Annotated in this window: 20 protein-coding genes; 11 read left to right on the top strand and 9 right to left on the bottom strand. The window is 65.2% G+C overall.

Annotation, left to right across the window (positions count from 1 at the left end):
• Positions 1–33: 33 nt before the first annotated feature.
• A complete protein-coding gene (locus tag BM046_RS15000) occupies positions 34–333 on the top strand; it encodes a multidrug transporter (RefSeq protein WP_235818661.1) in 300 nt (99 codons plus the stop codon).
• Positions 334–395: 62 nt separating this feature from the next.
• Positions 396–2,210 carry a Na/Pi cotransporter family protein gene (locus tag BM046_RS14995; RefSeq protein ID WP_090540910.1) on the top strand — a complete coding sequence of 605 codons (1,815 nt, stop codon included), beginning with the start codon at positions 396–398 and terminating at the stop codon, positions 2,208–2,210.
• On the opposite strand, the gene ggt is transcribed toward BM046_RS14995, so the two are convergent.
• Genes ggt through BM046_RS14965 form a run of 6 tightly spaced genes read right to left on the bottom strand, consistent with a single transcriptional unit; the run spans position 2,197 to position 8,186 of the window.
• Complete coding sequence (gene ggt, locus BM046_RS14990; protein WP_090540908.1) at positions 2,197–3,879, bottom strand: gamma-glutamyltransferase; 1,683 nt, start codon at positions 3,877–3,879, stop codon at positions 2,197–2,199. The two genes, BM046_RS14995 and ggt, sit on opposite strands and share 14 nt — an antisense overlap.
• Positions 3,876–4,127: a YfhL family 4Fe-4S dicluster ferredoxin gene (locus BM046_RS14985; protein ID WP_090540906.1), complete on the bottom strand. Its 252-nt coding sequence runs from the start codon at positions 4,125–4,127 to the stop codon at positions 3,876–3,878. Before BM046_RS14985 ends, ggt begins: the two co-directional genes overlap by 4 nt.
• A 23-nt stretch (positions 4,128–4,150) precedes the next feature.
• Positions 4,151–4,630 (bottom strand): pantetheine-phosphate adenylyltransferase, encoded by a 480-nt coding sequence (gene coaD, locus BM046_RS14980; RefSeq protein WP_090540905.1) that lies wholly within the window; start codon positions 4,628–4,630, stop codon positions 4,151–4,153.
• Between the two features lie 42 nt (positions 4,631–4,672).
• Positions 4,673–5,251 carry a 16S rRNA (guanine(966)-N(2))-methyltransferase RsmD gene (gene rsmD / locus BM046_RS14975; protein WP_090540903.1) on the bottom strand — a complete coding sequence of 193 codons (579 nt, stop codon included), beginning with the start codon at positions 5,249–5,251 and terminating at the stop codon, positions 4,673–4,675.
• The gene (locus BM046_RS14970) at positions 5,248–6,822 is read right to left on the bottom strand and encodes a M16 family metallopeptidase (RefSeq protein ID WP_090540901.1); all 1,575 of its coding nucleotides are present in this window, start codon (positions 6,820–6,822) and stop codon (positions 5,248–5,250) included. Before BM046_RS14970 ends, rsmD begins: the two co-directional genes overlap by 4 nt.
• Positions 6,822–8,186 carry a M16 family metallopeptidase gene (locus BM046_RS14965; protein ID WP_090540899.1) on the bottom strand — a complete coding sequence of 455 codons (1,365 nt, stop codon included), beginning with the start codon at positions 8,184–8,186 and terminating at the stop codon, positions 6,822–6,824. The genes BM046_RS14970 and BM046_RS14965 overlap by 1 nt, the downstream gene beginning before the upstream one ends.
• Positions 8,187–8,300: 114 nt before the next feature.
• On the opposite strand from BM046_RS14965, the gene ftsY reads away from it, so the two are divergent.
• From ftsY to hemN, 6 genes are all read left to right on the top strand, one after another.
• Entirely contained in the window at positions 8,301–9,518 is a 1,218-nt protein-coding gene (gene ftsY, locus BM046_RS14960; RefSeq protein ID WP_090540897.1) for a signal recognition particle-docking protein FtsY, read from the top strand.
• Between the two features lie 3 nt (positions 9,519–9,521).
• The gene (gene ftsE, locus BM046_RS14955) at positions 9,522–10,184 is read left to right on the top strand and encodes a cell division ATP-binding protein FtsE (protein WP_090540895.1); all 663 of its coding nucleotides are present in this window, start codon (positions 9,522–9,524) and stop codon (positions 10,182–10,184) included.
• Between the two features lies 1 nt (position 10,185).
• Entirely contained in the window at positions 10,186–11,196 is a 1,011-nt protein-coding gene (gene ftsX / locus BM046_RS14950; RefSeq protein WP_090540894.1) for a permease-like cell division protein FtsX, read from the top strand.
• Between the two features lie 181 nt (positions 11,197–11,377).
• Complete coding sequence (gene rpoH / locus BM046_RS14945; protein ID WP_090540892.1) at positions 11,378–12,241, top strand: RNA polymerase sigma factor RpoH; 864 nt, start codon at positions 11,378–11,380, stop codon at positions 12,239–12,241.
• Between the two features lie 66 nt (positions 12,242–12,307).
• Positions 12,308–12,904 carry a hypothetical protein gene (locus tag BM046_RS14940; RefSeq protein ID WP_143084209.1) on the top strand — a complete coding sequence of 199 codons (597 nt, stop codon included), beginning with the start codon at positions 12,308–12,310 and terminating at the stop codon, positions 12,902–12,904.
• A 114-nt stretch (positions 12,905–13,018) separates the two neighbouring features.
• Positions 13,019–14,407 (top strand): oxygen-independent coproporphyrinogen III oxidase, encoded by a 1,389-nt coding sequence (gene hemN, locus BM046_RS14935; protein WP_090540889.1) that lies wholly within the window; start codon positions 13,019–13,021, stop codon positions 14,405–14,407.
• Between the two features lie 13 nt (positions 14,408–14,420).
• Here hemN and BM046_RS14930 read toward each other — a convergent pair whose 3' ends face one another.
• A complete protein-coding gene (locus BM046_RS14930; protein WP_090540887.1) occupies positions 14,421–17,420 on the bottom strand; it encodes a bifunctional diguanylate cyclase/phosphodiesterase in 3,000 nt (999 codons plus the stop codon).
• Between the two features lie 271 nt (positions 17,421–17,691).
• Between BM046_RS14930 and BM046_RS14925 the strand changes: the two genes are divergently transcribed.
• Positions 17,692–18,606, top strand: a complete 915-nt coding sequence (locus BM046_RS14925) for an alpha/beta hydrolase family protein (protein WP_090540885.1) — start codon at positions 17,692–17,694, stop codon at positions 18,604–18,606.
• A gap of 44 nt (positions 18,607–18,650) precedes the next feature.
• Here BM046_RS14925 and BM046_RS14920 read toward each other — a convergent pair whose 3' ends face one another.
• Positions 18,651–18,968, bottom strand: coding sequence for a hypothetical protein (locus BM046_RS14920; RefSeq protein ID WP_090540883.1), 318 nt, complete (start codon positions 18,966–18,968; stop codon positions 18,651–18,653).
• A gap of 74 nt (positions 18,969–19,042) precedes the next feature.
• Here BM046_RS14920 and BM046_RS14915 point away from each other — a divergent pair, with 74 nt between their 5' ends.
• Entirely contained in the window at positions 19,043–20,320 is a 1,278-nt protein-coding gene (locus tag BM046_RS14915) for an exonuclease SbcCD subunit D C-terminal domain-containing protein (RefSeq protein ID WP_218150050.1), read from the top strand.
• Positions 20,317–23,565: an AAA family ATPase gene (locus BM046_RS14910; RefSeq protein ID WP_090540881.1), complete on the top strand. Its 3,249-nt coding sequence runs from the start codon at positions 20,317–20,319 to the stop codon at positions 23,563–23,565. The genes BM046_RS14915 and BM046_RS14910 overlap by 4 nt, the downstream gene beginning before the upstream one ends.
• A 58-nt stretch (positions 23,566–23,623) precedes the next feature.
• On the opposite strand, the gene BM046_RS14905 is transcribed toward BM046_RS14910, so the two are convergent.
• Positions 23,624–25,090 carry a carbon starvation CstA family protein gene (locus BM046_RS14905; RefSeq protein ID WP_090540879.1) on the bottom strand — a complete coding sequence of 489 codons (1,467 nt, stop codon included), beginning with the start codon at positions 25,088–25,090 and terminating at the stop codon, positions 23,624–23,626.
• Between the last annotated feature and the right edge of the window lie 650 nt (positions 25,091–25,740).

Genomic DNA, 25,740 nt, shown 5'->3' with positions numbered 1-25,740 from the left:
CTGTTACGTCACATCACTGCTCTGTTCGCCGGCATGCTGCTCGCCGGTAGTGTCATGGCCGCCGAGGCCAATTACGGTTATCAGGAACACGTCGAGAATCCGGGCATCTTTGCCATGGTGGGTGACCTGATCATTGCCCGCCCGATCGGCGCGGCCATCACAGCAGTAGGTGCGGCGGCATTCGTCGTGAGCCTGCCGTTCACCGCGCTGGCCGGCAATACCGCCGAGGCCGGTCAGGAGCTGGTCGTGCGTCCCGGTCGGGAAACCTTCATGCGCTGTCTGGGCTGCACCAAGGCCGGCTACGGTCGCAAGCAGCGCGACGAGAATCTCTGACAAGGCACTGCGCACCGGGTAGTGCGGTAGTTGGAGCCCGTCTGAACGCTGTCGGGGCGGTAATGGAAAGATCGATCGGGCGGATCTGGTTTCCGGCTCTGCTGCTGTTGTTGCTCGGTTTGATGATCTGGAGTACCGAATTGGCCACCCTGGCAGCCGGGGTCGGCCTTTTTGTCATGGGTATCGGACGACTGGAGGAGGGCTTCCGGGCCTTCTCCGGCGGTGCGCTGGAACGCTGGCTCAAGTGGAGTACCAGCGGCCTGTGGAAGAGCCTGCTGGTGGGCATAGTCAGTACCGCCGCGGTGCAGTCCAGTACCCTGGTGACCCTGCTGGGGATTGCCTTTCTCAGTGCCGGCCTGATCAACACCCTGGGTGGTGTGGGTCTGACGCTCGGCGCCAACTTGGGTACCACCTCCGGCGCCTGGCTGATTGCCCTGGCCGGCCTCAAGCTCAACATGGCGCAACTGTCGATGCCTATGCTGGCCTTCGGTGTCTTTCTCGCCCGGCGCGAGGAGGCCGGCTGGCGGGGTGGTGGCCTGGCGCTGCTGGGCATCGGCCTGGTGTTCCTCGGCATCGATCTGATGAAAACCGGCTTCAGCGGCTTCGAAGGGGCCTTCGATCTGGCCCGTTTCGCGGTCGATGGGTGGGCCGGCGTCTTCCTGTTCGTGCTTATAGGTGCGCTGGCCACTGTCATCATGCAGTCCAGCCACGCCACCCTGGTGCTTACGCTGGCGGCCCTGGCGGCGGGCCAGGTGAATTACGACAACGCCCTGGCGCTGGTCATAGGTGCCAACCTCGGTTCCACCGCCACAGCCCTGTTCGCCGCCATTGGCAGCAATAATGCCGGACGCCGGATTGCCGCTACCCACCTGATCTTCAACCTGGTCACCGCCGGCGGCGCCCTGCTGATGCTGCATCCGCTGGTGGCAGCGGTCGAGTGGCTGGCGCAGCTGGCTGGTCTGGGGTCGGATGAGCACATGCTCAAGCTGGCCATCTTCCATACCCTGTACAACGTCTTCGGCCTGGCATTGACGCTGCCCTGGGCACTGTTGCTGGTCCGCCTGCTGGAGCGCTGGCTGCCCGACGAGCCGCGACCGCCCGAAGCGGAGGGCCTGCTCAGTGAGCGGTCGCGTGCCCACGGACTCTATGTCAACGATTCGGCGCTGGTGCATGCCGATACGGCGCTCAAGGTACTGGGCCAGGAGCTGCAGCATCTGGCACAGCTGAGTCGGCAGGTGGTGGGTGCGGCCATGTATCTGCCCGGCAATCTGGCCGAGATGAGCACTGTCCAGTTGCATCAGGCGGTCCGGCAGCCGGTGCCGATGGAGCTGCGCGAGGATGCCGACGCCCTCTACGAGCAGCATATCAAGGGAGTCTTCGCCGATATGGTGGACTTCATGTCCAGGCTGGACGTGTCACTGTTGCCCGAGCAGCAGCACGCCCTGCTCAATACCACCATGGCGGCGCGGGATCTGGTGACCGCAGTCAAGGCAGCCAGGCATCTGCAGGTAAACCTGCGCAAACATATCGACAGCCCACATCCGGTCCTGCGCGAGGCCTATTCCCGCCTGCGTGAACAGTGTGGTCTGCTGTTGCTCGAGCTGCGCGATTGGGCCAATCATGCCGATAGCGATGCGGCGTATCTGCTGCAGGACAGTGATGCCAGAGCGGCGCTGTTTACCAGTGACTTCCAGCGCACCCTGCAGCAGCAACTGCGCAACCGTGAATTGGACGGCTGGCAGGCTACCTCGCTGCTGAACGATCTGAATTACCTGGACCGCATCCGCCGTCACCTGCTGCGCGGTCACGCCGGTCTTGGACAGGGGGTGCCGGTGAACGACGAGGAGCGTCTGGAGCAGGCGGTCAATCTGGCCTGACCGCCAGGCGGACGCTGGCCTGACCTTCACCCCGGGGGTCGCTGGCGGCGCTCAGCGACCCCCGGCGCTTGTTCCAGTGCACTGCCTGCATATCGCCGTAATCTCGACCTACAGGTTTGAGTTCATGGCCCAGCTCCTCCAGCTCCCGGCGCTGGTCGGGGCTGAAGGTGGCGTCCTCGATCTGGATGTGGTCGGGCAGGTACTGGTGGTGAAAGCGCGGACGGCTTACCCACTGCTGCACCGGCCGCCCGTCCATCGCCTCCAGCGCGCCCAGCAGCACCATGCTGATGATGCGGCTGCCACCGGGGGTGCCGAGGATCGCCAGCTGTTCATCGTTCTCCAGCATGGTCGGCGTCATGCTCGACAGCGGTCGCTTGCCCGGGGCAATGGCGTTGGCCTCGCTGCCGGCCAGTCCGTAGCTGTTCTTGCCGTCCGGATCGGCGGCGAAGTCATCCATCTCGTTGTTCAGCAGCACCCCGGTGCCGGGCACGGTGAAGGCCGCGCCGAAGGGCAGGTTGATGCTCAGGGTGGCCGCCACCGCATTGCCCTGGCGGTCGATCAGGGAGAAGTGGGTGGTATTGGTGCCTTCCACAAAGCCCAGCGGTTCGCCCAGCTCCAGACTCGGCGTGGCCCGTTGCGAATCAATCGAGGAGGCCAGCTGGCGGGCATGCTCGCGGGACAGCAGGCGTGCCACCGGCACCTCGACGAAGTCGCTGTCGCCCAGCAGCAGGGCGCGGTCGCGGTAGCTGCGACGCATCAGCTCGACCAGCTGATGGGTGCGCAGGGTCGAGCCAGGCTTGGCCTGTGGCAGGAGTTCCAGCCCCTGAAGCATGCCGGCCAGTGCGATACCGCCGGCCGAGGGCAGAGGGGCGCTGATGATCTCGAAGCCCCGGCTGGCAAAGCGCACCGGCTCGCGTTCAATGACCCTGTAGCTGTCCAGGTCCGCCTGCTGCCAGATACCGCCGGCTGCGCGTACCCCTTCGATCAGACGGGCAGCGACCGGGCCGCGGTAGAAACCATCCAGACCCCGCTCACCGATGGCGCGCAGGGTGGCGGCCAGCTCCGGCTGACGAATCAGCTCGCCGGCCGCAGGAGCCTGATTGTCCCTGAGAAAGATACGCGCCGTTTCCGCATCCTGCTGCATGGCCTGCAGGCGGAAACCGACCAGGGTGCGGTAACTCTCGCCCACCGCAAAACCTTTCTCGGCGGCGGCCACCGCCGGCGCCAGACTCTGCTGCAGGGGCAGCTGTCCGTAGTGCTGCGCCAGATGCACCAGCGCCGCCGGCAGACCCGGGATGCCTGCGGCAAGGGGGCCATTGATCACCCGTTGCAACTGGTTGTCGCCATCCAGATACAGGTCGCGATGGGCTGCCTGGGGCGCGGTTTCCCGTGCATCGAGAAAGCGGTAGTCGGTGCCCTGTTCGCCGCTCAGGCGCAACAGGAAGAAGCCGCCACCACCGATGCCGGAACCGTAAGGCTCGACCACCGCCAGGGTGGCGGCCACGGCAATGGCCGCATCGAAGGCGTTGCCGCCCTGATCCAGAATGAGATGACCGGCCTCGGTGGCCGTGGGGTGGGCGCTGGCGACGGCCTGCTGATCCGGCGCCGCCGCCTGTACCGCCTGGCCCAGTAACAGCGCCAGCAGCGGCAGGGCGGCCAGCGCCTTCATTTGTCGCTGACCAGCAGCTCGTACTTGGCCATCAGCTGCTCCCGGCTCTCGACCCGGTTGGGGTCCAGCGGAATGCAGTCCACGGGGCAGACCTGCTGACACTGGGGCTCGTCGAAATGGCCGACGCACTCGGTGCACAGGTCCGGGTCGATGACGTAGATTTCCTCGCCCTGGGAAATGGCCCCGTTCGGGCATTCCGGTTCGCAGACGTCGCAGTTGATGCAGTCGTCGGTAATCATCAGGGCCATGGGCTACTCCGGAATAAAGCGGGTCAACCCTGGTAGCGCTTGAGCAGCGCTTCGTGCACCACCGGGTGGACAAATTTGCTGACATCCCCACCCAGCGAGGCGATCTCGCGGACCAGGGTAGAGGAGATATAAGAATACTTCTCCGACGGGGTCAGGAACAGACTTTCCACATCAGGCGCCAGCTGGCGGTTCATGTTCGCCAGCTGGAACTCGTACTCGAAATCCGATACCGCGCGCAGACCACGCAGCAGCACGTTGGCCCCGACTTCGCGGGTGAAATGCGCCAGCAGGGTGGAGAATCCCACCACTTCGACATTGCTGTGCTGCTTGAGCACTTCCCGAGCCAGCTCGACGCGCTCCTCGAGGGAAAAGGCCGGGTTCTTCTTCGGGCTGGCAGCGACGGCGACCACCACACGGTCGAACAGCTTGGCCGCACGGCCAACCAGATCCATATGGCCCATGGTGATGGGGTCGAAAGTGCCGGGGTAAAGAACAGTATTCATTGGCGTTATCCTGCCTGTGGGTACCGGAGGGCGAATGGTAGCCTACTGGCCTCGTCGCTGCCACAGGCTGTACCACACCTGACCGGCCTTCTTCTGCCGGTGCAGATGCCAGTTGGCCGGGTGGGCAAGCTGCTCGGGTGGGGTCTCGCTTTCGGTGTAGATGAGCGCTTCAGCGGTGAGCCAGCCATTGGCTTCCAGGGCCACGCAGGCCGGCTCCAGCAGGTTCTGGTGGAATGGCGGGTCGGCAAACACCAGGTCGAAGGGCTCGGGCGGCGGGCTGGCCAACAGGGTCAGGGCGTCATGCTGGCGCACCTCGGCACGGTCGCAGTTCAGGGTCTGCAGATGCCCGCGCAGGGTCTGCACCACCTCGCGGCTCAGGTCACAGGCCAGGACATGCCCGGCGCCGCGGGACAGCGCCTCCAGCGTCAGTGCTCCGCTGCCGGTGAACAGGTCCAGGCAGCGGGCGCCTTCAACGCGGAAACTCAGCCAGTTGAACAGGGTCTCCCGGACCCGGTCCGGGGTCGGCCGCAGGCCCGGCTGCTCGATGAAGGTGAAACGGCGGCTGCGCCACTCGCCGGCGATGATGCGCAACTGGCTGGGACGGGACTTGCCGGGCTTCATGGGGCCGACTCCGTTGTGGTCGCCGGGACGCGCAATGCGTCTTCTTCGGGCTGCACTTCTTCGTCGAGCTGCTCTTCGGCTTGCGGCACAGCAAGGGCCGCAGGCCCGACGGTTACCACCAGCCGCCGTTCGGGGTCGAAGTGCCGGGCGAAGGCCTGGCGAATGTCTTCGGTGGTCAGGGCCTGCACCTGATCAAGGAACAGCTGAAGGTGGTTGAGCGGCAGTCCGTAGAAACCTATCACCCCGAGCTGGCCGACAATGGCCGCATTGTTGGCCGTGCTCAGCGGGAACTCGCCGCTGATCTGCCGGCGGGTACGTATCAGCTCCGCCTCGGTCGGCCCTTCGCTGATGAAGCGGTCGAGACTCTGGTGGATGACCTCCAGTGCCTGATCCACCTGGTCGGCGCGGGTCTGCATGCTTATCATGAAGGGCCCGGTGGCCTGCATCGGGATCAGATTGCTGCTGACCGAATAGGACAGTCCCCGAGTCTCGCGGATCTCCTCCATCAGCCGCGAGCCGAAGCCGGAGCCGCCAAGTATCTGGTTGCCTACGTAGAGGGCTACGTAGTCCGGATCATGCCGGCTGATGCCGTGCTGGCCCACCAGTACATGGGTCTGCTGGCCATTGAACTCGATATGCCGGTGGCTGCTGGTGATCGGCTCGGGAGCCGGGGTGGACTCGGCGGCCGGTCCCTGGGGCAGGGCGTTGGCCAGCCGTTGGGCAATGCGTTCGGCCCCGGCGCGGTCGATGTCGCCGACCAGGGCGATCACCGCATTGCCGGCGCTGTAGAAGCGACGGTGGAATTGCTCGAGGTCGGCAATGCTGATGCCGGTCAGGCTCTCCGCTGTGCCCTCGGGCAGGCTGCCATAGGGATGCTGCGGGTAGAGATCGGCCCAGAAGGCCTCGCTGGCCAGTGCCCCCGGGCGCTGCAGCCGCAGCCGCTGGCTGGCCAGCAGCTGGTTGCGCAGGCGCTCGAAGGCGTCTTCGGGAAAGCTCGGGCGCGACATGACCTCGGAGAACAGGGCCAATGCCGGATCGAGCTTGTCCTGCTCGGTCAGGGTACGCAGGCCGACCAGCGCCATGTCCCGGTGCGAGCTGTTGGTGAAGCGTGCTCCCAGCTGTTCGAAGGCGGCGGCGATGGCGCCGGCATCCTTGCTGCCGGTGCCCTCGTTGAGCATGCCGTTGGTGAGCATGGCCAGGCCCGGCTGGTCCCCGTCGCGGCTGGCGCCGGCGGCGAACAGCACCTGCACATCCAGCATCGGCAGCTCGGACGCAGGCATGAAATACACCCGCGCGCCCTGTTCGGTCACCCAGTGCTGCAGGTCCAGGTTGCGCCGCGCCGGAGCCTGATCAAGATCGATACGTTGCAGCGACTCCAGTGCCGGCAACAGCTCGCTGACGGCATCCTCCGGTTCGGCGTCCGCCGGCCCGGTCTGTTCGGCTGGTACCCCGGTCACTGGCTCGGGTGACAGTGGCGCGGGGGCAGGTTCGTAGAGCTGCCACAGCACCACGGCCAGTACAGCGACAGTCAGCAGTGCGGCGATCCAGCGCCGGGTGGTATTGGCAGCCATCAGGGCGTCTCCTCGGTCGCGGTGGGCAGGATATGGGCGCGGGTGAGGCGTTCGGGGACCAGATAGCGACGGGCAACCTCGCTGATCTGCTCGGGGGTGATGGCCTGAAGTGCGGCGACGTCCTCGTCGAGCAGGGTCCATGACAGGCCGATGCTTTCCAGCTTGCCGATCTCGTTGGCCTGATGGCTGATGCTGTCCTGGGCGTACACCAGTCCGGCGGTCATCTGTGCCTGGACGCGGTTCAGCTCCTGCTGACTCGGCGGGGTTTGCTGCAGTTGTTCGATCTGTTCACGAAGCGCCTTCTCCAGCTGGTCCAGATCTACCCCACGGGCCAGATTGGGAATGCCGGAGAGCAGGAACAGGCTGTCACCCCGGACAAAACCGTCGTAGTCGGCCGAGGCCGAGGTGGCGATGGCCGGCCCGCGCTCCAGATTGCTGGCCAGACGGGCGCTGTAACCGCCGTCCAGTACTGCGGCCAGCAGGCGCAGGGCGTGCACTTCCCAGGCCTGTTCGGCGGTGCTCAGGCTGGGCACGTTGAAGCCCAGGAGAAGGCTCGGCATCTGCACCGGCAGGCGTAGGGTCAGCTGGCGCTCGGCACCGCCGGGCAGCTCCAGCGGCGCCCGGGCATCGGGCGCCGGCTTGTCTGGCAGGGGGGCGAAGTAGCGCTCCACCAGCTCGCGCACCTGCTCGAGCTGGACGTCACCGACGATCACCAGAATGGCGTTGCTCGGCTGGTAGTAGCGATCGTACCACTCGCGCATGTCGCCCACGGTGAGGCGGTCGAGGTCGTGCATCCAGCCGATTACCGGCTGGCCGTAGGGGCTGGCCATGTAGGCCTGGGACAGGAAGCGTTCGTAAGCCAGGCTGTTAGGATTGTCCTCGACCCGCAGACGGCGTTCTTCCTTGATCACTTCCATTTCCCGAAGGAACTCGTCCTCGGGCAGCGTCAGCTTGTGCATGCGCTCGGCTTCCAGTTCCAGCGCGATGGGCAAGTGTTCGCGGCTGAGTATCTGGTAATAGGCGGTGTAGTCGCGCCCGGTAAAGGCATTCTCCTGGGCCCCGAGGCTGCTCAGCAGTCGCGAGGCCTGGCCCGGTGCCAGGCGTTCGCTGCCCTTGAACATCATGTGCTCGAGGGCGTGGGACAGGCCGGTGCGGCCGGGCGGTTCGTAGCTGCTGCCGACCCGGTACCAGAGCTGGGACACCACCACCGGCGCGCGGTGGTCCTCACGGACGATGACCTTGAGGCCGTTATCCAGGGTGAATTCGTGGGTAGGCTGCCGGCCTTCTTCTGCCAGCGCGCTGCTGGTCAGACCGACCAGCACCAGCAGCAGAGTGGTCAGCAGGGAGCGCAGTGGCGTATGCATGTTGGATCCTGTGGCTTACGAGGGTCGCTGAAGTGGGGTAGGATAACCCAACCTTCCACGCGCAGGCCAAGGGGGAGCCCGAACGCCAGCGCCAGACTCAGATAGTGACAGTCAATGTTTGGTTCCAAAGACAAGCCAGAACATCCACAGCAGGATCCCGAGCGCAGTGACGACGGCAAGAGCGGTCGCAAGGGCCTGTTCGGCTGGATGCGCCGCAAGGGGGATGACGCCCCTGGCGAGGCGCCTGCCCAGCCCCCCGCACCGGCTGAGGCAGTGACCGAAGAGAAGCCCGCCGATAAGCCCGCCGCCACCGGCAGCCATGACCAGAGTGCGCGCCAGGCCGCCGCCGAGCTGTTCTCGGGGCTGGCCCAGACACCCGCCGAGCCGGCGGAGCAGCCGGCCGCTGAGCCAAAGGGCTTCTTCGCGCGCATGCGCGCCGGGCTGTCCAAGACCAGCGCCAACCTTGGCGAAGGCATGGCCAACCTGTTCCTCGGCGAGAAGGAAATCGATGACGAGCTGCTCGAGGAAATGGAAACCCGCCTGCTGATGGCCGATGTCGGCATCGAGGCCACCACCCTGATCATGGAATCCCTGCAGCAGCGGGTGCGCCGCCGCGAGCTGTCCAACCGCAACGCCCTGTACCGTGCATTGCAGAACGAACTGGAGCGCCTGCTGACGGATGTGGCCAAGCCGCTGCAGGTGGACGCCGGCAAGAAGCCCTACGTGATTCTGGTGGTGGGGGTGAACGGCGTGGGCAAGACCACCACCATCGGCAAGCTGGCCAAGCGCCTGCAGGGCGAGGGCAAGCAGGTGATGCTCGCCGCCGGGGATACCTTCCGCGCCGCCGCAGTCGAGCAGCTGCAGGTGTGGGGCGAGCGCAACAATATTCCTGTGATTGCGCAGCACACCGGCGCCGACTCCGCCTCGGTGGTGTTCGATGCCCTGCAGGCCGCTCAGGCCCGCGGTGCCGACGTGCTGATTGCCGACACCGCCGGGCGTCTGCACAACAAGGACAACCTCATGGACGAGCTGAGGAAGGTCAAGCGGGTCATGGCCAAGCTCGACCCCGATGCACCCCACGAGGTGCTGCTGGTGCTGGATGCCGGCACCGGGCAGAACGCCATCAGCCAGACCCGGCTGTTCGATCAGGCGGTGGACCTCACTGGCCTGGTACTGACCAAGCTGGACGGCACCGCCAAGGGGGGCGTGATCTTTGCGCTGGCCAAGCAGTTCGGCCTGCCGATCCGCTATATCGGCGTGGGCGAGCAGATCGATGATCTGCGGCCCTTCACCGCGCCGGAGTTCGTCAAGGCGCTGTTCGGACGCGAGTAACCGATGATCCGCTTCGACCAGGTCAGCAAGCGCTATCCCAACGGTCATCAGGGGCTGGACAACCTGAGCTTTCACATACGCACCGGGGAGATGGTGTTCATCACCGGTCACTCCGGGGCGGGCAAGAGCACCCTGCTCAAGCTGATCATGTGCATGGAGCGCCCGAGCTCCGGGCATGTCTTCGTCGGTGGCCAGAACCTCAAGGACCTGCGCAGTCACGATATTCCCTACCTGCGTCGCCAGGTCGGGGTGGTGTTCCAGAACCACCAGCTGCTGTTCGACCGCACCGTGTTCGATAACGTCGCCCTGCCGCTGATCATCAATGGTACCCCGCAGGACGAGATCGGCCGGCGGGTGCGGGCGGCGCTGGACAAGGTCGGCCTGTTGAAGAAGGAAAGCCTCTACCCCATCGCCCTGTCCGGTGGGGAGCAGCAGCGGGTCGGCATCGCCCGGGCGGTGGTGCACAAGCCGGCGCTGCTGCTGGCCGACGAGCCCACCGGCAACCTGGACCCGGCGCTGTCGGCGGAGATCATGGCCCTGTTCGAGGACTTCAACCGGGTCGGCGTGACCGTGATCATTGCCAGTCACGACCTGCCGCTGATTGCCAAGCTGGATCACCGCATGCTGACCCTCAGCGAAGGGCGACTGCTGGCGGACGGGAGCTGAGATGGCCACCAATCAGAACCAGAACAAGGCAGCTGACAAGCGCCAGGGCAAGGCCGCCAGCGGTGCGGCCCGCTCCCGGCACAGCTGGCGCCACCCGCTGCGCAGCTGGGCCAACAGCCACAGGGACAGCGCCCGCCTGGCCCTGCACCGGGTTACCGATGCCCCCTTCAGCACCCTGATGATAGTGCTGGTGATGAGCATAGTGCTGGCCCTGCCCATGGGGCTGGCGGTACTGATCGACCAGGTCGAGCAACTGGGCATCGACTGGCAGCGCGCGGCCCAGCTGTCGGTCTACATTGAAGACGAGGTGGATGCCGCCGAAGCCGGGCAACTGCAGAGCAGGATCGACGAGCTGCCCGGTGTGGCGAGCACCCAGCTGCTGGACAAGGAGCTGGCGCTGGCGGAATTCCAGCAGCACTCCGGGCTGGGCGAGGCCCTGCAGCAGCTGGCCTACAACCCGCTGCCGAACGTGATACTGGTGATGCCCGAGAGTATCGAAGGCGGCTCCTCGGCCCTGCGGCCACTGCGTGATCAGCTGGCACAGCTGCCCGGCGTCGACGAGGTGCAGATCGACCTGCTGTGGGTCGAGCGGCTGACCGCGGTGCTGAAGATGTTCGAGCGCTTCACCGGCGGGCTGACGATATTGCTGATCATCGCCATGTTGCTGGTCATGGCCAACACCATCCGCCTGGCGATCGAGAGTCGCCGCGAGGAGATCCTGGTAGTGAAACTGGTGGGCGGCACCGATGCCTTCGTGCGTCGTCCCTTCCTGTACCTTGGGGTCTATTACGGCATACTGGCCGGGGCACTGGCCTGGCTGCTGCTGATTGCCGGCCTGAGCTGGCTGAATGTCACTGTACGCGAGGTGGCCAGTCTCTATCAGAGCGACTTCGTACTGAGCGGCATGCCGGTCATCGATGGCCTGACGCTGCTGGCCGCGGCCATGCTGCTGGGCCTGGCCGGTGCCTGGCTGGCCGTAGGTCGGCATATCCGCGAGATTCAGCCACAGTAACCGATGGAATCGGGTAACTGGTTGATTTTAAAGGGATTGATCGGGGTGTTGCGGAACTTTTCCGAGCATTCCCTGTCAGAGCCCTGAGTGATACACTGCGGTGTCGGCCAAAGCGCCCAGGCGCTACCGGCCCGTCCCGACCGGACGTGAAACGGTCTTACGAATTTTCTGGAGTCCAAACATGAGCACTGCTTTGCAGCCCGTACATAACCTTTCGCCAGGTGCCAACCTGGAGGCCTATGTTCAGACCGTAAGCAGCATCCCGGTACTGAGTATCGAGGAAGAGCGCGAGCTGGCTGACCGTTTGTACTATCAAGAAGATCTGGACGCAGCCCGTCAGCTGGTCATGTCGCACCTGCGTTTCGTAGTGCATATCGCCCGCAGCTATGCCGGCTACGGCCTGGCCCAGGCCGACCTGATCCAGGAAGGCAACGTCGGCCTGATGAAGGCGGTCAAGCGCTTCAACCCGGAAATGGGTGTGCGCCTGGTGTCCTTCGCCGTGCACTGGATCCGCGCCGAGATCCACGAATTCATCCTGCGCAACTGGCGCATCGTCAAGGTGGCTACCACCAAGGCCCAGCGCAAGCTGTTCTTCAACCTGCGCAGCGCGAAGAAGAAGCTGGCCTGGCTGACCCATGACGAGGTCAACGCCGTGGCCGAGGATCTGGGCGTGGCGGCCCGCGAGGTGCGCGAGATGGAGAGCCGCCTCTATGGTCAGGACCTCGGATTCGACGGCGCCGATGACGACGATGACGACGCCAGCTACGCCCCTGTGCACTATCTGGAAGACAAGCGTTACGATCCGGCGGTGCAGCTGGAGAACGCCGACTGGAGCGACAGCTCCACCCAGCAGCTGCAGCAGGGCCTGGCCCAGCTGGATGAACGCAGCCGGGATATCCTCTACCAGCGCTGGCTGGCCGAGGAAAAGGCCACCCTGCACGAGCTGGCGGCCAAGTATCAGGTCTCCGCGGAGCGGATCCGGCAGCTGGAGAAGAACGCGATGACCAAGCTCAAGAAGCACATCGACGTTGACGACGCGGCCTGATCGGGTCGGACGGCATACAGGGGCATCCAGTGGGATGCCCCTTTGTTTTTGGCAAAGAGGAATTGCATGAATCCGAGATTGGCCCTGCGTGTCGGCACCCTGCTGGCGGCGATAGTGCTCACCATCCTCGCCCTGGACCAGTGGTGGCAGGAGCGGGAGGCCACCCAGCCCCTGAGCTGGCAGCCGGAGTATCAGGCCAGCCTCTGGGCTCCCCTGCGCAACGGCTCGCTGACACTCGGCGACCTGTCCGCGGTGCTGGGCGAGGGCCGGTTGTGGATGATCAGTGCCGATGGTGAGCCGCGTCTGGTCAGTCGCCATTCGCTGGAGGCCGAGCGTCAGCCATGGGAGGTGACTGCCAGCATTGCCCTGGACCCACAGCAGACCGCCTCGCTGGTGCAGGCCCGGGGCTGGCGTGCCGACATGCCTGACCAGCCGGTGGGTACCGATATCGGCCGCGCCCTGGCCGACTACCCGGTGGAGCGCCTGAGCCTGATTCCGGAACAGCCGCTCAAGCTGGTGCGCATCATTGCCACCTTCGGCCAGCCCGACTGGCAGATGCCGGTGGAGCAGGGCGAGGCCTGGATCTATGCCCGCGAGGGTGTGGTGGTCGCGGTGGGCGAGGAGCAGGCCCATTCGATCATGTTCGGGCTGCGCGCGGAATAGTTAATCCGCGCTGTTCTTGACTCGCCTCAATGCAAAGGGTGGTGGCTTGCCTTACACTTTCCCTTTGCGAGCGCCGGAGCTTTCTGTCCCGGCAATATTGAGGGCGAGAGACCCATGACCCAGAACATCACCTTCGACCGTGCCCTGATCGAGAAATACGACCGCCCGGGCCCGAGGTACACCTCCTATCCCACTGCGCCCCAGTTTCACCAGGCCTTTGCCATGGATGATTATGTGGCGGCGGCCAAGGCCAGCAATGCCGAGGCGGCGCCGAAGAACCTGTCGGTCTACATTCATATCCCCTTCTGCAAGAGCCTCTGCTACTACTGCGCCTGCAACAAGATCATCACCCACAAGACCGAGCGTGCAGTGGAGTATCTGGAGTACCTCAAGCGCGAGATCGCCATGCAGGGGGCGCTTTTCGACAGGTCCCGCAAGCTGACCCAGCTGCATCTGGGTGGCGGCACCCCGACCTATCTGACCAGCGAGCAATTGGCCGAGCTGATGGACAGCCTGCGCGAGCACTTCAATCTGGATGACAGTGACGAGCATGAGTTCTCCCTGGAGGTTGACCCACGTACTGTTGCGCCGGTGCAGATCCACCAGTTGCGGGCACTGGGCTTCAACCGCCTGAGCTTCGGCGTGCAGGACTTCGATGAGGCGGTGCAGGCCGCGGTCAACCGGCTGCAGAGCGAGGAACAGACCCGGGAGCTGGTCAGGGCGGCGCGGGAGGCCAGATTCAGGTCGGTCAGCGTGGACCTGATCTACGGCCTGCCGCTGCAGACGGTGCAAAGCTTCGATGCCACCCTGAGCAAGATCATCGACATGCGCCCCGACCGCATCGCTGCCTACAGCTATGCCCATCTGCCGGAGCTGGTGCGCGCGCAGAAACTGATCCGACCCCAGGACATGCCGCCACCGGAGCGCAAGCTCGAACTGCTGGAGCTGACCATTGCCCGGCTGACCGCAGCCGGATACGTCTACATCGGCATGGACCACTTTGCCCTGCCGGACGACGAGCTGGTACTGGCCCGGGAAAACGGTACCCTGCAACGCAACTTCCAGGGGTATTCCACCCGCGCCGACTGCGATCTGATCGGTATCGGCGTGTCCTCCATCGGCAAGGTGCACAACACCTACAGTCAGAGCGTGAAGGAGCTGTCCCAGTACTATGCGCGCCTCAACGAGGGGCTGCTGCCCATCCAGCGTGGCTACACCCTGACCGAGGATGACCGTTTGCGCAGGGAAGTGATACTGGACCTGATGTGCCAGGAGCGGATCGACTTCGGCAAGTTCGAGGACCGCTACCAGATCGACTTCAGGGCGTATTTCGCCGATGCCCTGGCCCAGCTGGAGGAGCCACTGGCGGATGGGCTGGTGGCCATCAATGAGGATGGGCTGGTGCTGCTGCCGGAGGGCAAGCTGATGCTGCGCAACGTCGCCATGGCCTTCGACGCCTATCTGGGCACCGGGCAGAAGGGGCGTTTCTCCCGCACTGTCTGATCTGCGGGCCGGGTCAGTCCCGGCCCAGCAGCATCCGCTCGAACTCCTCCACCGGCATGGGCCTGCCGAACAGATAGCCCTGGAACTGGTGACAGCCGCGCTTCTGCAGGGCAACCTGCTGGTCCGGGGTCTCCACGCCCTCGGCCAGTACCGACAACCCCATGCGTTCGGCCAGTAGCACGATCATCTGGGCGATTTCAGCGCTGTTGGTATCCTGCAGCATGCCTTGCACGAAACTCTGGTCGATCTTCAGCTGATCCAGCGGCAGCCGGTTCAGGTAGTTCAGCGAGGAGTAGCCGGTGCCGAAGTCGTCCAGCGAGAAGCTGACGCCGTGCTCCTTGAGCTGGTTCATCTTGTCGATGACGCTTTCTATCTCCTGCGCCAGGGCGCTCTCGGTCAGCTCCAGCTTCAGTCGCTTCGCCGGGGCGCCGGTCTCGGTCAGGGCGGCCAGTACCCGGTCGACGAAGTCGGCCTGAGCCAGCTGGTTGGCGCTGACGTTCACCGCCAGGGTCAGGTGTGCCAGGCGCGGGTCATCCGCCCAGTGGGCCAGCTGCCGGCAGGCGGCCCAGAGCACCCAGTTGCCGAGCGGCAGTATCAGCCCGTTCTGTTCGGCGATCGGCACGAAGCGCCCGGGGGAGATCATGCCCTGCTGCGGGTGCAGCCAGCGCACCAGCGCTTCGGCACCCAGGATGCGACCGTCATCATCCACCTGTGGCTGGTAGTGCAGGACAAACTGGTCCTGTTCCAGGGCGATGCGTAGACCCGCATCGATCTCGCTGCGTTCGCGCACCTGCTCGGGCATGCTGGTATCGAAGAAGCACCAGCCGCTGCTGCCGCTGATCTTGGCCTGTGACATGGCCAGATGCGCGTTGCGCAGCACCTCGGCGGCGGACTGGGATTCCCCCGAGCCGAACAGGGTGATGCCGATGCTGGCGGACCCGCGGTACTCGGCCTGGTCCAGCTGATAGGGCCGGCTCAGCGCCGCCAGCGCATCCTGTGCGACCTTTTCCGCCTGGCGTGCCGCTTCGACCTGATCGGCGCTGAGGTTGTCCAGCAGTACCACGAACTCGTCACCGCCCAGGCGCGCCACGGCCTCCTGATGGGGTACGCAGGCCACCAGTCGATTGGCCACCTGTTCCAGCAGCAGGTCGCCGGCGGTATGACCCTCGGTATCGTTGAGGGTCTTGAAATTGTCCAGATCCACTACCAGCAGCGCACCGAAGGTATGCAGCCGCTGGACGGCGGCGTAGGCATGTTCCAGGCGCTCGAGGAACAGTCGGCGGTTCGGCAGCTTGGTCAGCGAGTCGTAGAAGGCCAGGGTGCGCATCTGCTCCTCGGTGGCCTTGCGCGCCGAGATGTCCGACAGGGATGCAACGTAGTGGGTGGTTTCCCCGGCTTCGTTGCGCACGGTGCCGATCGACAGCAACTGGGGATAAACCTCACCGTTCTTGCGCTTGTTCCAGATCTCACCCTGCCAGGAACCCTGGGTGTTCAACCCGTGCCACATGGCCTCGTAGAAGGACTTGTCGTGCCGACCCGACTGCAGCAGGCTGGGCTTGCGACCGACGATATCCTGCAGCTGATAACCGGTGATGCGGCTGAAGGCCTCGTTGCAGCGCAGGATGCGCAGATCGGCATCGGTGATCAGCATGCCCACCTGGGATTCGAAGGCGCGGGCGGCAATACGCAGCTCCTCCTCGACCTTCTTGCGCTCGGTAATGTCCCGGGCCGCGTTGAACACCAGCGGCTGGCCGTCGATCTCCAGCGGGACACTGGTGACTTCCACCGGGAAATCATGCCCATCCCGGTGACGGAAGCGACTTTCGAAGATCCGTCCACGCTGGTAGCGCAGGGTGCCCCGCACCAGGCTGCGGATTTCCTGCGGGCTGTGCCAGGCGTCCCAGTTTTCCACCAGCGGGCGTATCGGGCCCGCGGGGCGGTAACCGAGCATTCGGTAGAAGGAATCACTGGCCTCCAGCAGCCGGCCGTACTCGTCGAGGATGTGGATGCCGTCACTGGCGTGTTGCAGCAGCATGCGGCTGCGCCGGTTGGCCCGGTAGCTGGTCCTCACCTGACGCCAGAGCAGCTGGGCTCCCAGCGTGGTTACCAGGAAGAACAGCAGGCCCAGCCCGATGGCCTTGTTGCGGTCATGGCGCCAGATCGCCATGTAGTCGGCTTCACCCAGGCCGGCGACCACGACTACCGGCAGCTGCTCCAGTCGCCGGAAGGCGTCGGTGCGGGGAATGCCGTCGGCCGTGCCCTGGCTGTAGAACAGTCCCGTGGCGACACCGGCGTCCATGAGCGCCGTCAATTCCCGTGACCCGCCGATGGCGCCGGTCTGGCCGGGTGGCGCATCCAGCGGCGGATGCCGGGCGACCAGTCGCCTGTCCAGATCCCGGATCAGGGCAATGCCATGGGGGCCCAGGTCCAGATCCGACAGCAAACCGACGAAGTAGCTGGCGTCAACCGCAGCGGCCACCACACCACCGAATCGGCCATCGGGGAGGTTGTAGCGGCGCAGGCACACCAGCACCCAGTCCTCGGAGATGGGACTGCGTACCAGATGGGTGATGACCTGTTCCAGATCGGGGTTCTCGCGCAGCTGATGGAAGGCATCCAGCTGGGCGAAACCCAGCCGCTCGCGGTATTCGGGGGGCGCGGACATGACCAGCCCGTCGGCATCGGAAATGTGCAGGCGGGCGATGTGACCGATCCAGCCCTCCCGGTCCCGGACCAGCTGGCGCAGTTCCTCCGGGGGGAGCTGGCGGCCGGCTGCCAGCTCGCGATCGAGGTAGTACTGCAGCTCCTCGACCACCAGCACGATTTCCCGGGCAGCGCCGGTGATGCTGTGGTCCATCATCAGTGCCAGGTTGGTGACATTGGTACGCACCTGATCGATGGTGCGCTGGTAGGACGCGTTGAGGGTATAGGACAGCAGCCCGAACATGAACAGGTTCAGAACGACCACGGTGACGAGCAGCACCAGTGCCAGGGACTTCAGATTCTGCCGCATCGTCCAGTTCCGGAGAAAAAGGGCCTATCAGGTTTGACGGCCGATTATATCCCCGATCCGCTTCGCTTGCTTCAATAACCGCTGCTTGCGAAGGGATAATCTTCGCGCGAATGGTCATCGCCGGGGCCGCGCTGATGCTGCGACAATTGACCGTCGTACGCCCATTGGGTAGGGTGTCAAACGGACGTTTGAAATTCGCGACGCGCCCGCGTCTGTCGGCCGACATTCCGCCGCCCTGATTCCAACAAGAAACCGCAGTACGGAGTTCGTCATGACCGCAGCATCCGCCCCCATCGACATCCGCACGGAAAAGCTCACCCTGCTCGCACGCGACGGCTATCCGCTGGGCGTCAATCGCTATCATGCGCCGGGCAGCGCCCTGGGCAACCTCCTGGTGGCCGGCGGTACCGGGGTACCCCAGCGCTTCTATCGACGTTTCGCCGAACATGCTGCCCGTCGCGGTTTCAACGTCACGACCATCGACTTCCGTGGTACCGGCGAATCCCGCCCGCGGCAGCTGAAGGGCTTCGAGATGAGCTATCTGGACTGGTCGGAGAAGGATCTGCCCGCCGCCGTGGACATGCTCAGCCAGGAAGACCTGCCACTGTACTGGGTCGGGCACTCCTTCGGTGGTCACGCCATCGGCCTGCTGCCCAACCACGATCGCCTGACCGCCTGCTATTGCTTCGGCAGCGGTGCCGGCTGGGCCGGCTGGATGCCCCTGGCCGAACGATGGAAGATACGGCTGTTCTGGCATGTGCTCATGCCGCCGATCGTCGCCTGGAAAGGGTATATGGCCTGGAGTCTGCTGGGCATGGGTGACGATCTGCCGCTGGGGGTGTATCGGGACTGGAAGCGCTGGTGCGGCTACCCGCATTACTATTTCGACGACCCCAGGATGGGGCATGTGCATGAGCGCTACGCGGCGGTGCGTACCCCCTGCGCCTTCGTCACCTCGCGGGATGACCCCTGGGCCCCGCCGCAGTCACGGGATGCCTTCGTCAAGGGCTACCGCAATGCTCCGCTGACCCTGTATGACATCGAGCCGTCGGCCGGCAACCCGCCTATCGGCCATATGGGCTATTTCCGCAGTGAATCGCAGCCATTCTGGGATGAAGCACTGGACTGGCTGCTGTCAGCGGGCAACCAGGCAGCCGGGCAGTCCGTCAGCGCTGCTCCGCGCTGAGCGGGTGACGCCGGATCGGCACGCCGATCCGGTGATGGACGGCCTCAGTTGGCGGGGATCCAGCCGGCGTCGGTCTTGGCCAGCATGATGTTGGTACGCTCGACCGAACGGCCGACGATGGGGGCGGTGGAATCGACTTCCACATCACAGCGGTAGACGTCGGTGCGTGCTTCCTCGCAGCCATGCACCGTCACCTTGTGCAGCTCGACTTTCATGTCCAGACCGGCAAAGCTGGTCAGATTGGCAAGCTTATCCACCTCTGCCTGCAATACTGCCTTCACCTCGCTGTCGGACGGCCCCTTGGAACAGGCGGTCAGCAGCACCAGAGAGACGCCCAGGAGAACTCCATGGCTCAATTTCATCGTTATATTCCTTGTGTTGGGGTACAGGCAGATTGCCAGCGTGCCAGTGTACAAGTGTTTCAAGGGTTTTCAATATGATGCAATCGGCGGGCAGCCTCAGGCTGCTGCACACCTCGGACTGGCATCTGGGCCGCACCCTGTACGGCAGGCGCCGTTATGGGGAGTTCGAGGCTTTTCTCGACTGGCTGGTCGAAACCCTTCGGCAGCAGCGCGTGGATGTCCTGCTGGTGGCCGGGGACATCTTCGATACCACGGCGCCGAGCAACCGCGCCCAGCAGCTGTACTACCGCTTCCTCTGCCAGGCTGCGAACGCCGGCTGCCGGCATGTGGTCATCATCGCCGGCAACCATGATTCGCCGTCCTTCCTCACCGCGCCGCAGGAGTTGTTGCGGGCGATGAATGTGCATGTGGTGGGCAGCACCTCCGAGGACATTGCCGAGCAGGTGCTGACCCTGCATGGCGCTGATGGCGAACCGGAACTCATCGTCTGCGCCGTGCCCTATCTGCGGGATCGGGACATCCGCCAGGCAGCCGCCGGCGAGAGCGTTGCAGACAAGGAGCGCAAGCTGCAGGACGGCATCCGCGAGCATTACGATGTCGTGGCCAGGCTGGCGGAAGACCGCCGGACAGAGCTCGGCGCGCACCTGCCGATAGTCGCGACCGGCCACCTGTTTACCGCCGGTGGCCAGACCATCGAGGGCGATGGCGTGCGTGAGCTGTATGTGGGGTCCCTGGCGCATGTCCACGCCAGCCTGTTCTCGCCGAGCTTCGATTATGTCGCCCTCGGCCATCTGCACGTACCGCAGAAGGTCAACGACTCGGAGCACATCCGCTACAGCGGCTCGCCGCTGCCCATGGGCTTCGGCGAGGCGCGCCAGCGCAAGAGCCTGTGCCTGGTGGATCTTGCCGTGCAGGAGGGGCAGCGCCAGACCGGCATCGAGCTGCTGGAGATACCCGTATTCCAGCGCCTGGAACGGATCACCGGGGACTGGCCGGCGATTGCCGCGCGGCTGGCCGAGCTGGTTGCTGTCGGCTCTGACGCCTGGCTGGAGATCATCTATCAGGGCGAGGAGATCGTCAGCGACCTGCGCGAGCGTCTGGACAAGGCCACCGAGGGCAGCGCCATGGAGATACTGCGGGTCAAGAACAGCCGTATTGCCGAGCGGGTGCTGGGCCGGATGCACGATCAGGAGACGCTGGACGAGCTGGATGAGCAGGAGGTGTTCGAGCGTTGCCTCGATCAGCACGAGGTCAGCCAGGAGCAGCGGCCGGATCTGCGCCACGCCTACCGGGAGGTGCTGCAGTCGATCCACGAGGATGACGCCGGGGCCATCGGAGGAACCCACGGATGAGGATCCTGCAGCTGCGTTTCCAGAACCTCAATTCGCTGGTGGGGGAGTGGCAGATCGACCTCGCCGATCCCGCCTTTACAGCCGACGGCATCTTTGCCATCACCGGGCCGACCGGCGCGGGCAAGACCACCCTGCTCGACGCCATCTGTCTGGCGCTGTACGGCAGCACCCCGCGTCTGGGCCGGGTGACCAACAGCAGCAACGAGATCATGTCCCGCCAGACCGGGGAATGCTTCGCCGAAGTGACCTTCGAGACGGCGGGCGGTCGCTACCGCTGCCACTGGAGCCAGCGCCGGGCGCGTGGGCGTATCGACGGTACCCTGCAGGCGCCGAAACACGAGATAGCCGATGCCGACAGCGGCAGGATCATCGAATCGAAGCTGAGCCGGGTCGCCGAGCAGGTGGAGCTGGCCACCGGCATGGATTTCGAACGTTTCACCCGCTCCATGATGCTGGCCCAGGGCGGCTTCGCCGCCTTCCTGCAGGCCACCGCGGACAAGCGCGCGCCCATCCTCGAACAGATCACCGGCACCCGTATCTACAGCGAGATATCCGTGCGAGTGCACGAACGTCAGCGTGCGGAACGTCAGGCGCTTGAGCTGCTGCAGGCGGAGACCGCCGGCATAGTGCTGCTGGACAGCGAGCAGGAACAGCAGTTGTGCGAGCAGCTTGCGCTGCGCACCGCCGAAGAGCAGACCCTGGCCTCCGAGGTGGAAGCGACCCGCCGGGGCATCGACTGGCTGACCGGCCTGGCCAGCCTCGAACGCGAGCTGGTGCTGCTGGCCGAGCAAAGCGAGAACCTGCGCCGGGAGCAGCAGGATTTCGAACCCCAGCTCAAGCAGCTGGCCCTCGCCATGCAGGCCATGCTGCTGGATGCGCCCCATGCGACCCTGCGCACCACCCGCCAGCAGTTGCAGCAGGATCGCGACACCCTGGTCCGCGAGCAGGCCCGGTTACCGGAGCTGGAGCAGGCGGCCGGGCAGCAGCAGGCAGTGCTCGACAAGGCGGTGCAGCACTGCGAGAACAGTCGCCGCCAGTTGCAGGAAGCCGCCCCGGTACTGGAGCAGGTCCGCAGTCTGGATCAACGTTTGCAGGAGCAACGCCGGCTCATCGCCGCCGAGCAGCAGGGCTGCACGGCGGACCGGGCGGCACTGGAACAGTTGCACGGGCAGCGAACGCACCTGCAGGCACAACTGGACCAGGCCGGGCAGACGCTGCAGGAAGTGCAGCAGTACCTGTTGCAGCATGCCCGGGACCAGTGGCTGGTCGGCGGGCTGGCCGGGGTGCGGGAGCAGCTGGATGGGTTGCTGGAGCGCCAGCAGGAACTGGGGCGGCGGGAGCGCGAGCTGGAGGCGGCCACCCTGCAGCACCGGCAGGCCAGCACCGACCTGGGAGCGCTGCGAGAGCGATACCGACAGCAGGAGAAGGCGCTGCAGGAAGCCGAGCAGGCCACCGTCCGGGCGCGGGAAGCGCTGGACGGCCTGCTGCAGGGTCGTCTGCTGCGCGAATATCGCGCCGAGCGGGACGCGCTGCAGCGCGAGCGGGTGCTGCTGCACCGCATCGCCCGGCTGGAGGATGAGCGCAGCCGGCTCGCCGATGGCCAGCCCTGTCCCCTCTGCGGCGCCACCGACCATCCCTATGCCCGGGGCAACGTGCCCACGCCGGATGCCGCCGAGCGGAGGATTGCCGAGCTGGACAGGCTGATTGCCCACGCGGAGGAGCAGGAGGCGCTGATCCGCCGGCTGGAACAGCAGGAGTTGAAGGCCCGTACCGACTTCGGCGAGATTCGCGCCACCGGCATCGCCGCCAATCATACCGAGCAGAGCGCCGGCGAGCGGGTCGCCGCACTGTCTGCGGCCCTGCAGGGGGCCAGGGAGGAGTTCGCCCGCCGCCGGCAACTGCTGACCGAGCGGCTGCAGCCGCTGGGTATCGACAGTCTGCCGGAGGGCGATCTTGCGCCCCTGCTGCTGCAGCTGGAGCAGCGCCTGGCGGACTGGCAGGCGCGGGTTGCCAGCCAGACGGAGATCGAGCGGCGCATCGGCGAGCTGAACAGCGAACTGCGCCATCAGCAGGCCATGGCGCAGGCCGCCGAGGCGGCACTGGCGCAGCGGGACCAGCGGTTGCAGGCGCTGCAGCAGGAACAGCAGGGGCTCGTTGACCAGCGCCGGGCCCTGTTCGATGACCGCGACCCCGGCACCGAGGAGCAGCGCCTGCGCCGGGCGGTCACCGACGCCGAGCAGACGGAGAAAACCGCGCGGCAACACCACGCGGCGCTGCAGCAGCAGTGGCACGAGCTGCGCGCCCATGTGCAGTCCGTGCAGCAGCGCATCAGCCGCTGTGAGCCGGAGCTGCGCCGGCTGGAAGAGGACTTTGCCGAGGCGCTGGTGCAGGCCGGCTTCGCAGATGAGCAGGCCTATCTGGCGGCGGTCCTGCCGCCGGCCGAGCGGGAGCGTCTGGGTCGTCAGTCCCGGGAGCTTGAGCGGCGCCACACCGAGCTGGAGGCGCGCATCAGCGACCGCCGTCAGCGCCTCGCAGCGGAGCAGGCCCGCCAGCTGACGGAGCAGACGCTGGAGCAGCTGACCGGGGAGCTGGCAACCCGGGAGGCATCGCTGGCTGAGGTACGCGAGCTGTGCAGCGGACTGCGCCACCGCCTGCAGGACAATGACCGCGCCCGGGAACGCCTGCAGGAACGACAGCAGGCCATCGAAGCGCAGCAGGCCGAGTGCCGACGCTGGGATGCCCTGCATGCCCTGATCGGCTCGGCCGATGGCAAGAAATACCGCAACTTCGCCCAGGGCCTGACCTTCGAGATGATGGTCGGCCATGCCAACCGCCAGCTGCAGAAGATGACCGACCGCTACCTGCTGGTCCGCGATGCGGAGCAGCCACTGGAGCTGAACGTGATCGACAACTATCAGGCCGGCGAAGTGCGTTCGACCAAGAACCTGTCCGGTGGGGAAAGCTTCATTGTCAGCCTGGCGCTGGCCCTGGGGCTGTCGCAGATGTCCAGCCGCAATGTGCGGGTTGATTCGCTGTTCCTTGACGAGGGCTTCGGCACCCTCGACGAGGAGGCGCTGGATACCGCCCTGGACACCCTGGCCGGGCTGCAGCAGGAGGGCAAGCTGATCGGCATCATCTCGCACGTGCAGGCACTGAAGGAGCGCATAGGCACGCGCATCCGGGTCTACCCCGGCACCGGTGGGCGCAGCCGTATCAGTGGTCCGGGCTGCCTGCAGATCGTCTGATGCAGGTACTGACCCCTGCCGCAGCCGGGGTGACCGGCTGCGGCAACAGGGCAGGACCTCAGGCGGCCGCGTCGGCGGTACGGCGGTTGTGCACTGTCCACAGTCCGATCAGGCAGGCCACGGCAATGGCGATGCCCATGGGCTTGCTGTAATCCAGCGGCAGGTTCAGGCCGATGGGTGCGGTGGCGATGTAGGACAGGGTGATGGCCGTGCCGATCACCGCCGGAATGCTCACTATCCAGTGGAAGGTGCCCCGATCCATCAGGTACTTGGTCGCCAGCCACAGCACGCTGGTCGACAGCAGCATGTTGGAGAAGGCGAAGTAGCGCCAGATCAGCGAGAAATCCAGGTGGGTCATCAGGTAGGCCACGCCGAGAATCGGTGCGGCCAGCGCGAGGCGGCGCATGGCTGACTGCTGGATGTTGAAGGCATCGGTAATGGTCAGGCGCAGCGAGCGGAAGGCGGTGTCACCCGAGGTGATCGGGAAGATGGCCACGGCGAGAATCGCCATGATGCCGCCGAACACGCCCAGGTAGCCGGTAGCGATATGGTTGACCACCAGGCCCGGGCCACCCTGGTCGAGCATCGCCTTGAGTTCGGGATAGCCGCCGGGGAAAGCGGCAATGCCGGCCAGTGCCCAGACGCAGGCGACCATGCCTTCGCACATCATGGAGCCATAGAAGATCGGGCGGGCGTATTTCTCGTTGGTCAGGCAGCGGGCGATCATCGGCGACTGGGTGGAATGGAAGCCACTGATGGCGCCGCAGGTGATGGTCAGGAACAGCAGCGGCCAGACCGGCAGCCCTTCGGGATTGGGCGCCAGGAAGTCATGTTCATGATGGCCATGGAAGTAGGCGAACACATCGCCGACCTGGGGCAGGTTGGGGGCTTCCAGCAGCAGCGCCAGGGCCACCAGCGTGGTCATCACTATCATCAGCAGGCCGAACAGCGGATACAGCCGGGCGATGATCTTGTCGATCGGCAGCAGGGTGGCCAGGAAGTAGTAGAACAGGATGACCAGTACCCATACCGCGTTGCTGCCCAGGAAGGTACCGTCGAATATCGACAGGTTGCTCAGCAGTCCGGCCGGACTCATGATGAAGACCACGCCGACGAAGAACAGCAGCATGCAGGTAAATACCAGCATGAAGCCCTTGAAGATGACGTTGTAATAGTTACCGGCGATTTCCGGCAGGCTCTTGCCGTCTTCCTTGAGGCTCATTACCCCCGAGAAGTAGTCATGCACGGCACCGCCGATGACGTTGCCGATGACGATCCAGACCAGCGCGACGGGACCGTACAGGGCGCCGAGAATGGGCCCGAAAATGGGACCGATACCGGCGATGTTCAGGAACTGGATCAGGAAGGCACGGCCGGGACTCAACGGTACGTAGTCCACCCCATCGTGGAGACGCTGTTGGGGCGTGACATTGGAGGGGTCTATCCCCGCCTGCTTTTCCACGAAGGGACTGTAGAAGCGGTAACCGAGCAGCAGGATGGCAAGGCTGAGGAAGAATAGGAGCATCTTGTAACCTCGATTCTCATTTGGAGGAGGCCCTGCGCTGAACTGCGCTGGCCTGAAGTGCAGATCACCCCCCAGCTTAGCGCGGGGAGTGATTACAGGATACTAGCCTATGGTCGAGGACAGGACGCGCGCCGGCTACCAGGTGCTGCGCGGATTCACGCTGGAGTTGCGTGGCCTGTTGTATTCGAACTGTCCGGTCCCGGTCCCGGTCCCGGTCTCGATGCCGGGCGCGGACAGTTCCTCGGGTTCCCAGTCGGGTTCGGCGGCCGGGCTCTGGGCGAGGCCAACGGCGGGCATCAAGGGCTCTGTGGGCAGGGGCGGTGTGTCAGGCGCCCGGAGCGATCTTGCCGCTTCCTCGGCGGCCCGCTGTCGCTCCCGCTTGAGCTCTTCCAGCTGGTATGCATGGTCGCGTCGCCATTCTTCCCCGCTAAACAATTCGTCTGTCCCTGGTAATTGCGCCAGAACCGCCGGAGCAACAGCCATCGTGACTACCGCAAGCGTCAGTCTCACCCGATGTCCCTCCTGAGTTTATCAGCGTTGTTATCGGTCGCAGCGTAATGGCGAACCGCTGCGCACCGTTTCTCAGGACAATCTGATCGGGGCGAAATTCCCGGAATGCAAGTCCCCCGCTGAAAACTTTTCCGGCAGCC

The sequence above is a fragment of the Halopseudomonas formosensis genome (assembly GCF_900115905.1).
In the GTDB taxonomy this organism is placed as follows: Bacteria; Pseudomonadota; Gammaproteobacteria; order Pseudomonadales; family Pseudomonadaceae; genus Halopseudomonas; species Halopseudomonas formosensis.
Note: the sequence above shows the minus strand (reverse complement) of the source record. Positions and strands in the feature narration are given on the sequence as shown.

What these genes read in the sequence shown, in the direction of transcription:
- BM046_RS15000 (WP_235818661.1), top strand. Translation starts at nt 34, where the DNA reads ATGCTGCTCGCCGGTAGTGTCATGGCCGCCGAGGCCAATTACGGTTAT.
- BM046_RS14995 (WP_090540910.1), top strand. Translation starts at nt 396, where the DNA reads ATGGAAAGATCGATCGGGCGGATCTGGTTTCCGGCTCTGCTGCTGTTG.
- ggt (WP_090540908.1), bottom strand. Translation starts at nt 3,879, where the DNA reads ATGAAGGCGCTGGCCGCCCTGCCGCTGCTGGCGCTGTTACTGGGCCAG.
- BM046_RS14985 (WP_090540906.1), bottom strand. Translation starts at nt 4,127, where the DNA reads ATGGCCCTGATGATTACCGACGACTGCATCAACTGCGACGTCTGCGAA.
- coaD (WP_090540905.1), bottom strand. Translation starts at nt 4,630, where the DNA reads ATGAATACTGTTCTTTACCCCGGCACTTTCGACCCCATCACCATGGGC.
- rsmD (WP_090540903.1), bottom strand. Translation starts at nt 5,251, where the DNA reads ATGAAGCCCGGCAAGTCCCGTCCCAGCCAGTTGCGCATCATCGCCGGC.
- BM046_RS14970 (WP_090540901.1), bottom strand. Translation starts at nt 6,822, where the DNA reads ATGGCTGCCAATACCACCCGGCGCTGGATCGCCGCACTGCTGACTGTC.
- BM046_RS14965 (WP_090540899.1), bottom strand. Translation starts at nt 8,186, where the DNA reads ATGCATACGCCACTGCGCTCCCTGCTGACCACTCTGCTGCTGGTGCTG.
- ftsY (WP_090540897.1), top strand. Translation starts at nt 8,301, where the DNA reads ATGTTTGGTTCCAAAGACAAGCCAGAACATCCACAGCAGGATCCCGAG.
- ftsE (WP_090540895.1), top strand. Translation starts at nt 9,522, where the DNA reads ATGATCCGCTTCGACCAGGTCAGCAAGCGCTATCCCAACGGTCATCAG.
- ftsX (WP_090540894.1), top strand. Translation starts at nt 10,186, where the DNA reads ATGGCCACCAATCAGAACCAGAACAAGGCAGCTGACAAGCGCCAGGGC.
- rpoH (WP_090540892.1), top strand. Translation starts at nt 11,378, where the DNA reads ATGAGCACTGCTTTGCAGCCCGTACATAACCTTTCGCCAGGTGCCAAC.
- BM046_RS14940 (WP_143084209.1), top strand. Translation starts at nt 12,308, where the DNA reads ATGAATCCGAGATTGGCCCTGCGTGTCGGCACCCTGCTGGCGGCGATA.
- hemN (WP_090540889.1), top strand. Translation starts at nt 13,019, where the DNA reads ATGACCCAGAACATCACCTTCGACCGTGCCCTGATCGAGAAATACGAC.
- BM046_RS14930 (WP_090540887.1), bottom strand. Translation starts at nt 17,420, where the DNA reads ATGCGGCAGAATCTGAAGTCCCTGGCACTGGTGCTGCTCGTCACCGTG.
- BM046_RS14925 (WP_090540885.1), top strand. Translation starts at nt 17,692, where the DNA reads ATGACCGCAGCATCCGCCCCCATCGACATCCGCACGGAAAAGCTCACC.
- BM046_RS14920 (WP_090540883.1), bottom strand. Translation starts at nt 18,968, where the DNA reads ATGAAATTGAGCCATGGAGTTCTCCTGGGCGTCTCTCTGGTGCTGCTG.
- BM046_RS14915 (WP_218150050.1), top strand. Translation starts at nt 19,043, where the DNA reads ATGATGCAATCGGCGGGCAGCCTCAGGCTGCTGCACACCTCGGACTGG.
- BM046_RS14910 (WP_090540881.1), top strand. Translation starts at nt 20,317, where the DNA reads ATGAGGATCCTGCAGCTGCGTTTCCAGAACCTCAATTCGCTGGTGGGG.
- BM046_RS14905 (WP_090540879.1), bottom strand. Translation starts at nt 25,090, where the DNA reads ATGCTCCTATTCTTCCTCAGCCTTGCCATCCTGCTGCTCGGTTACCGC.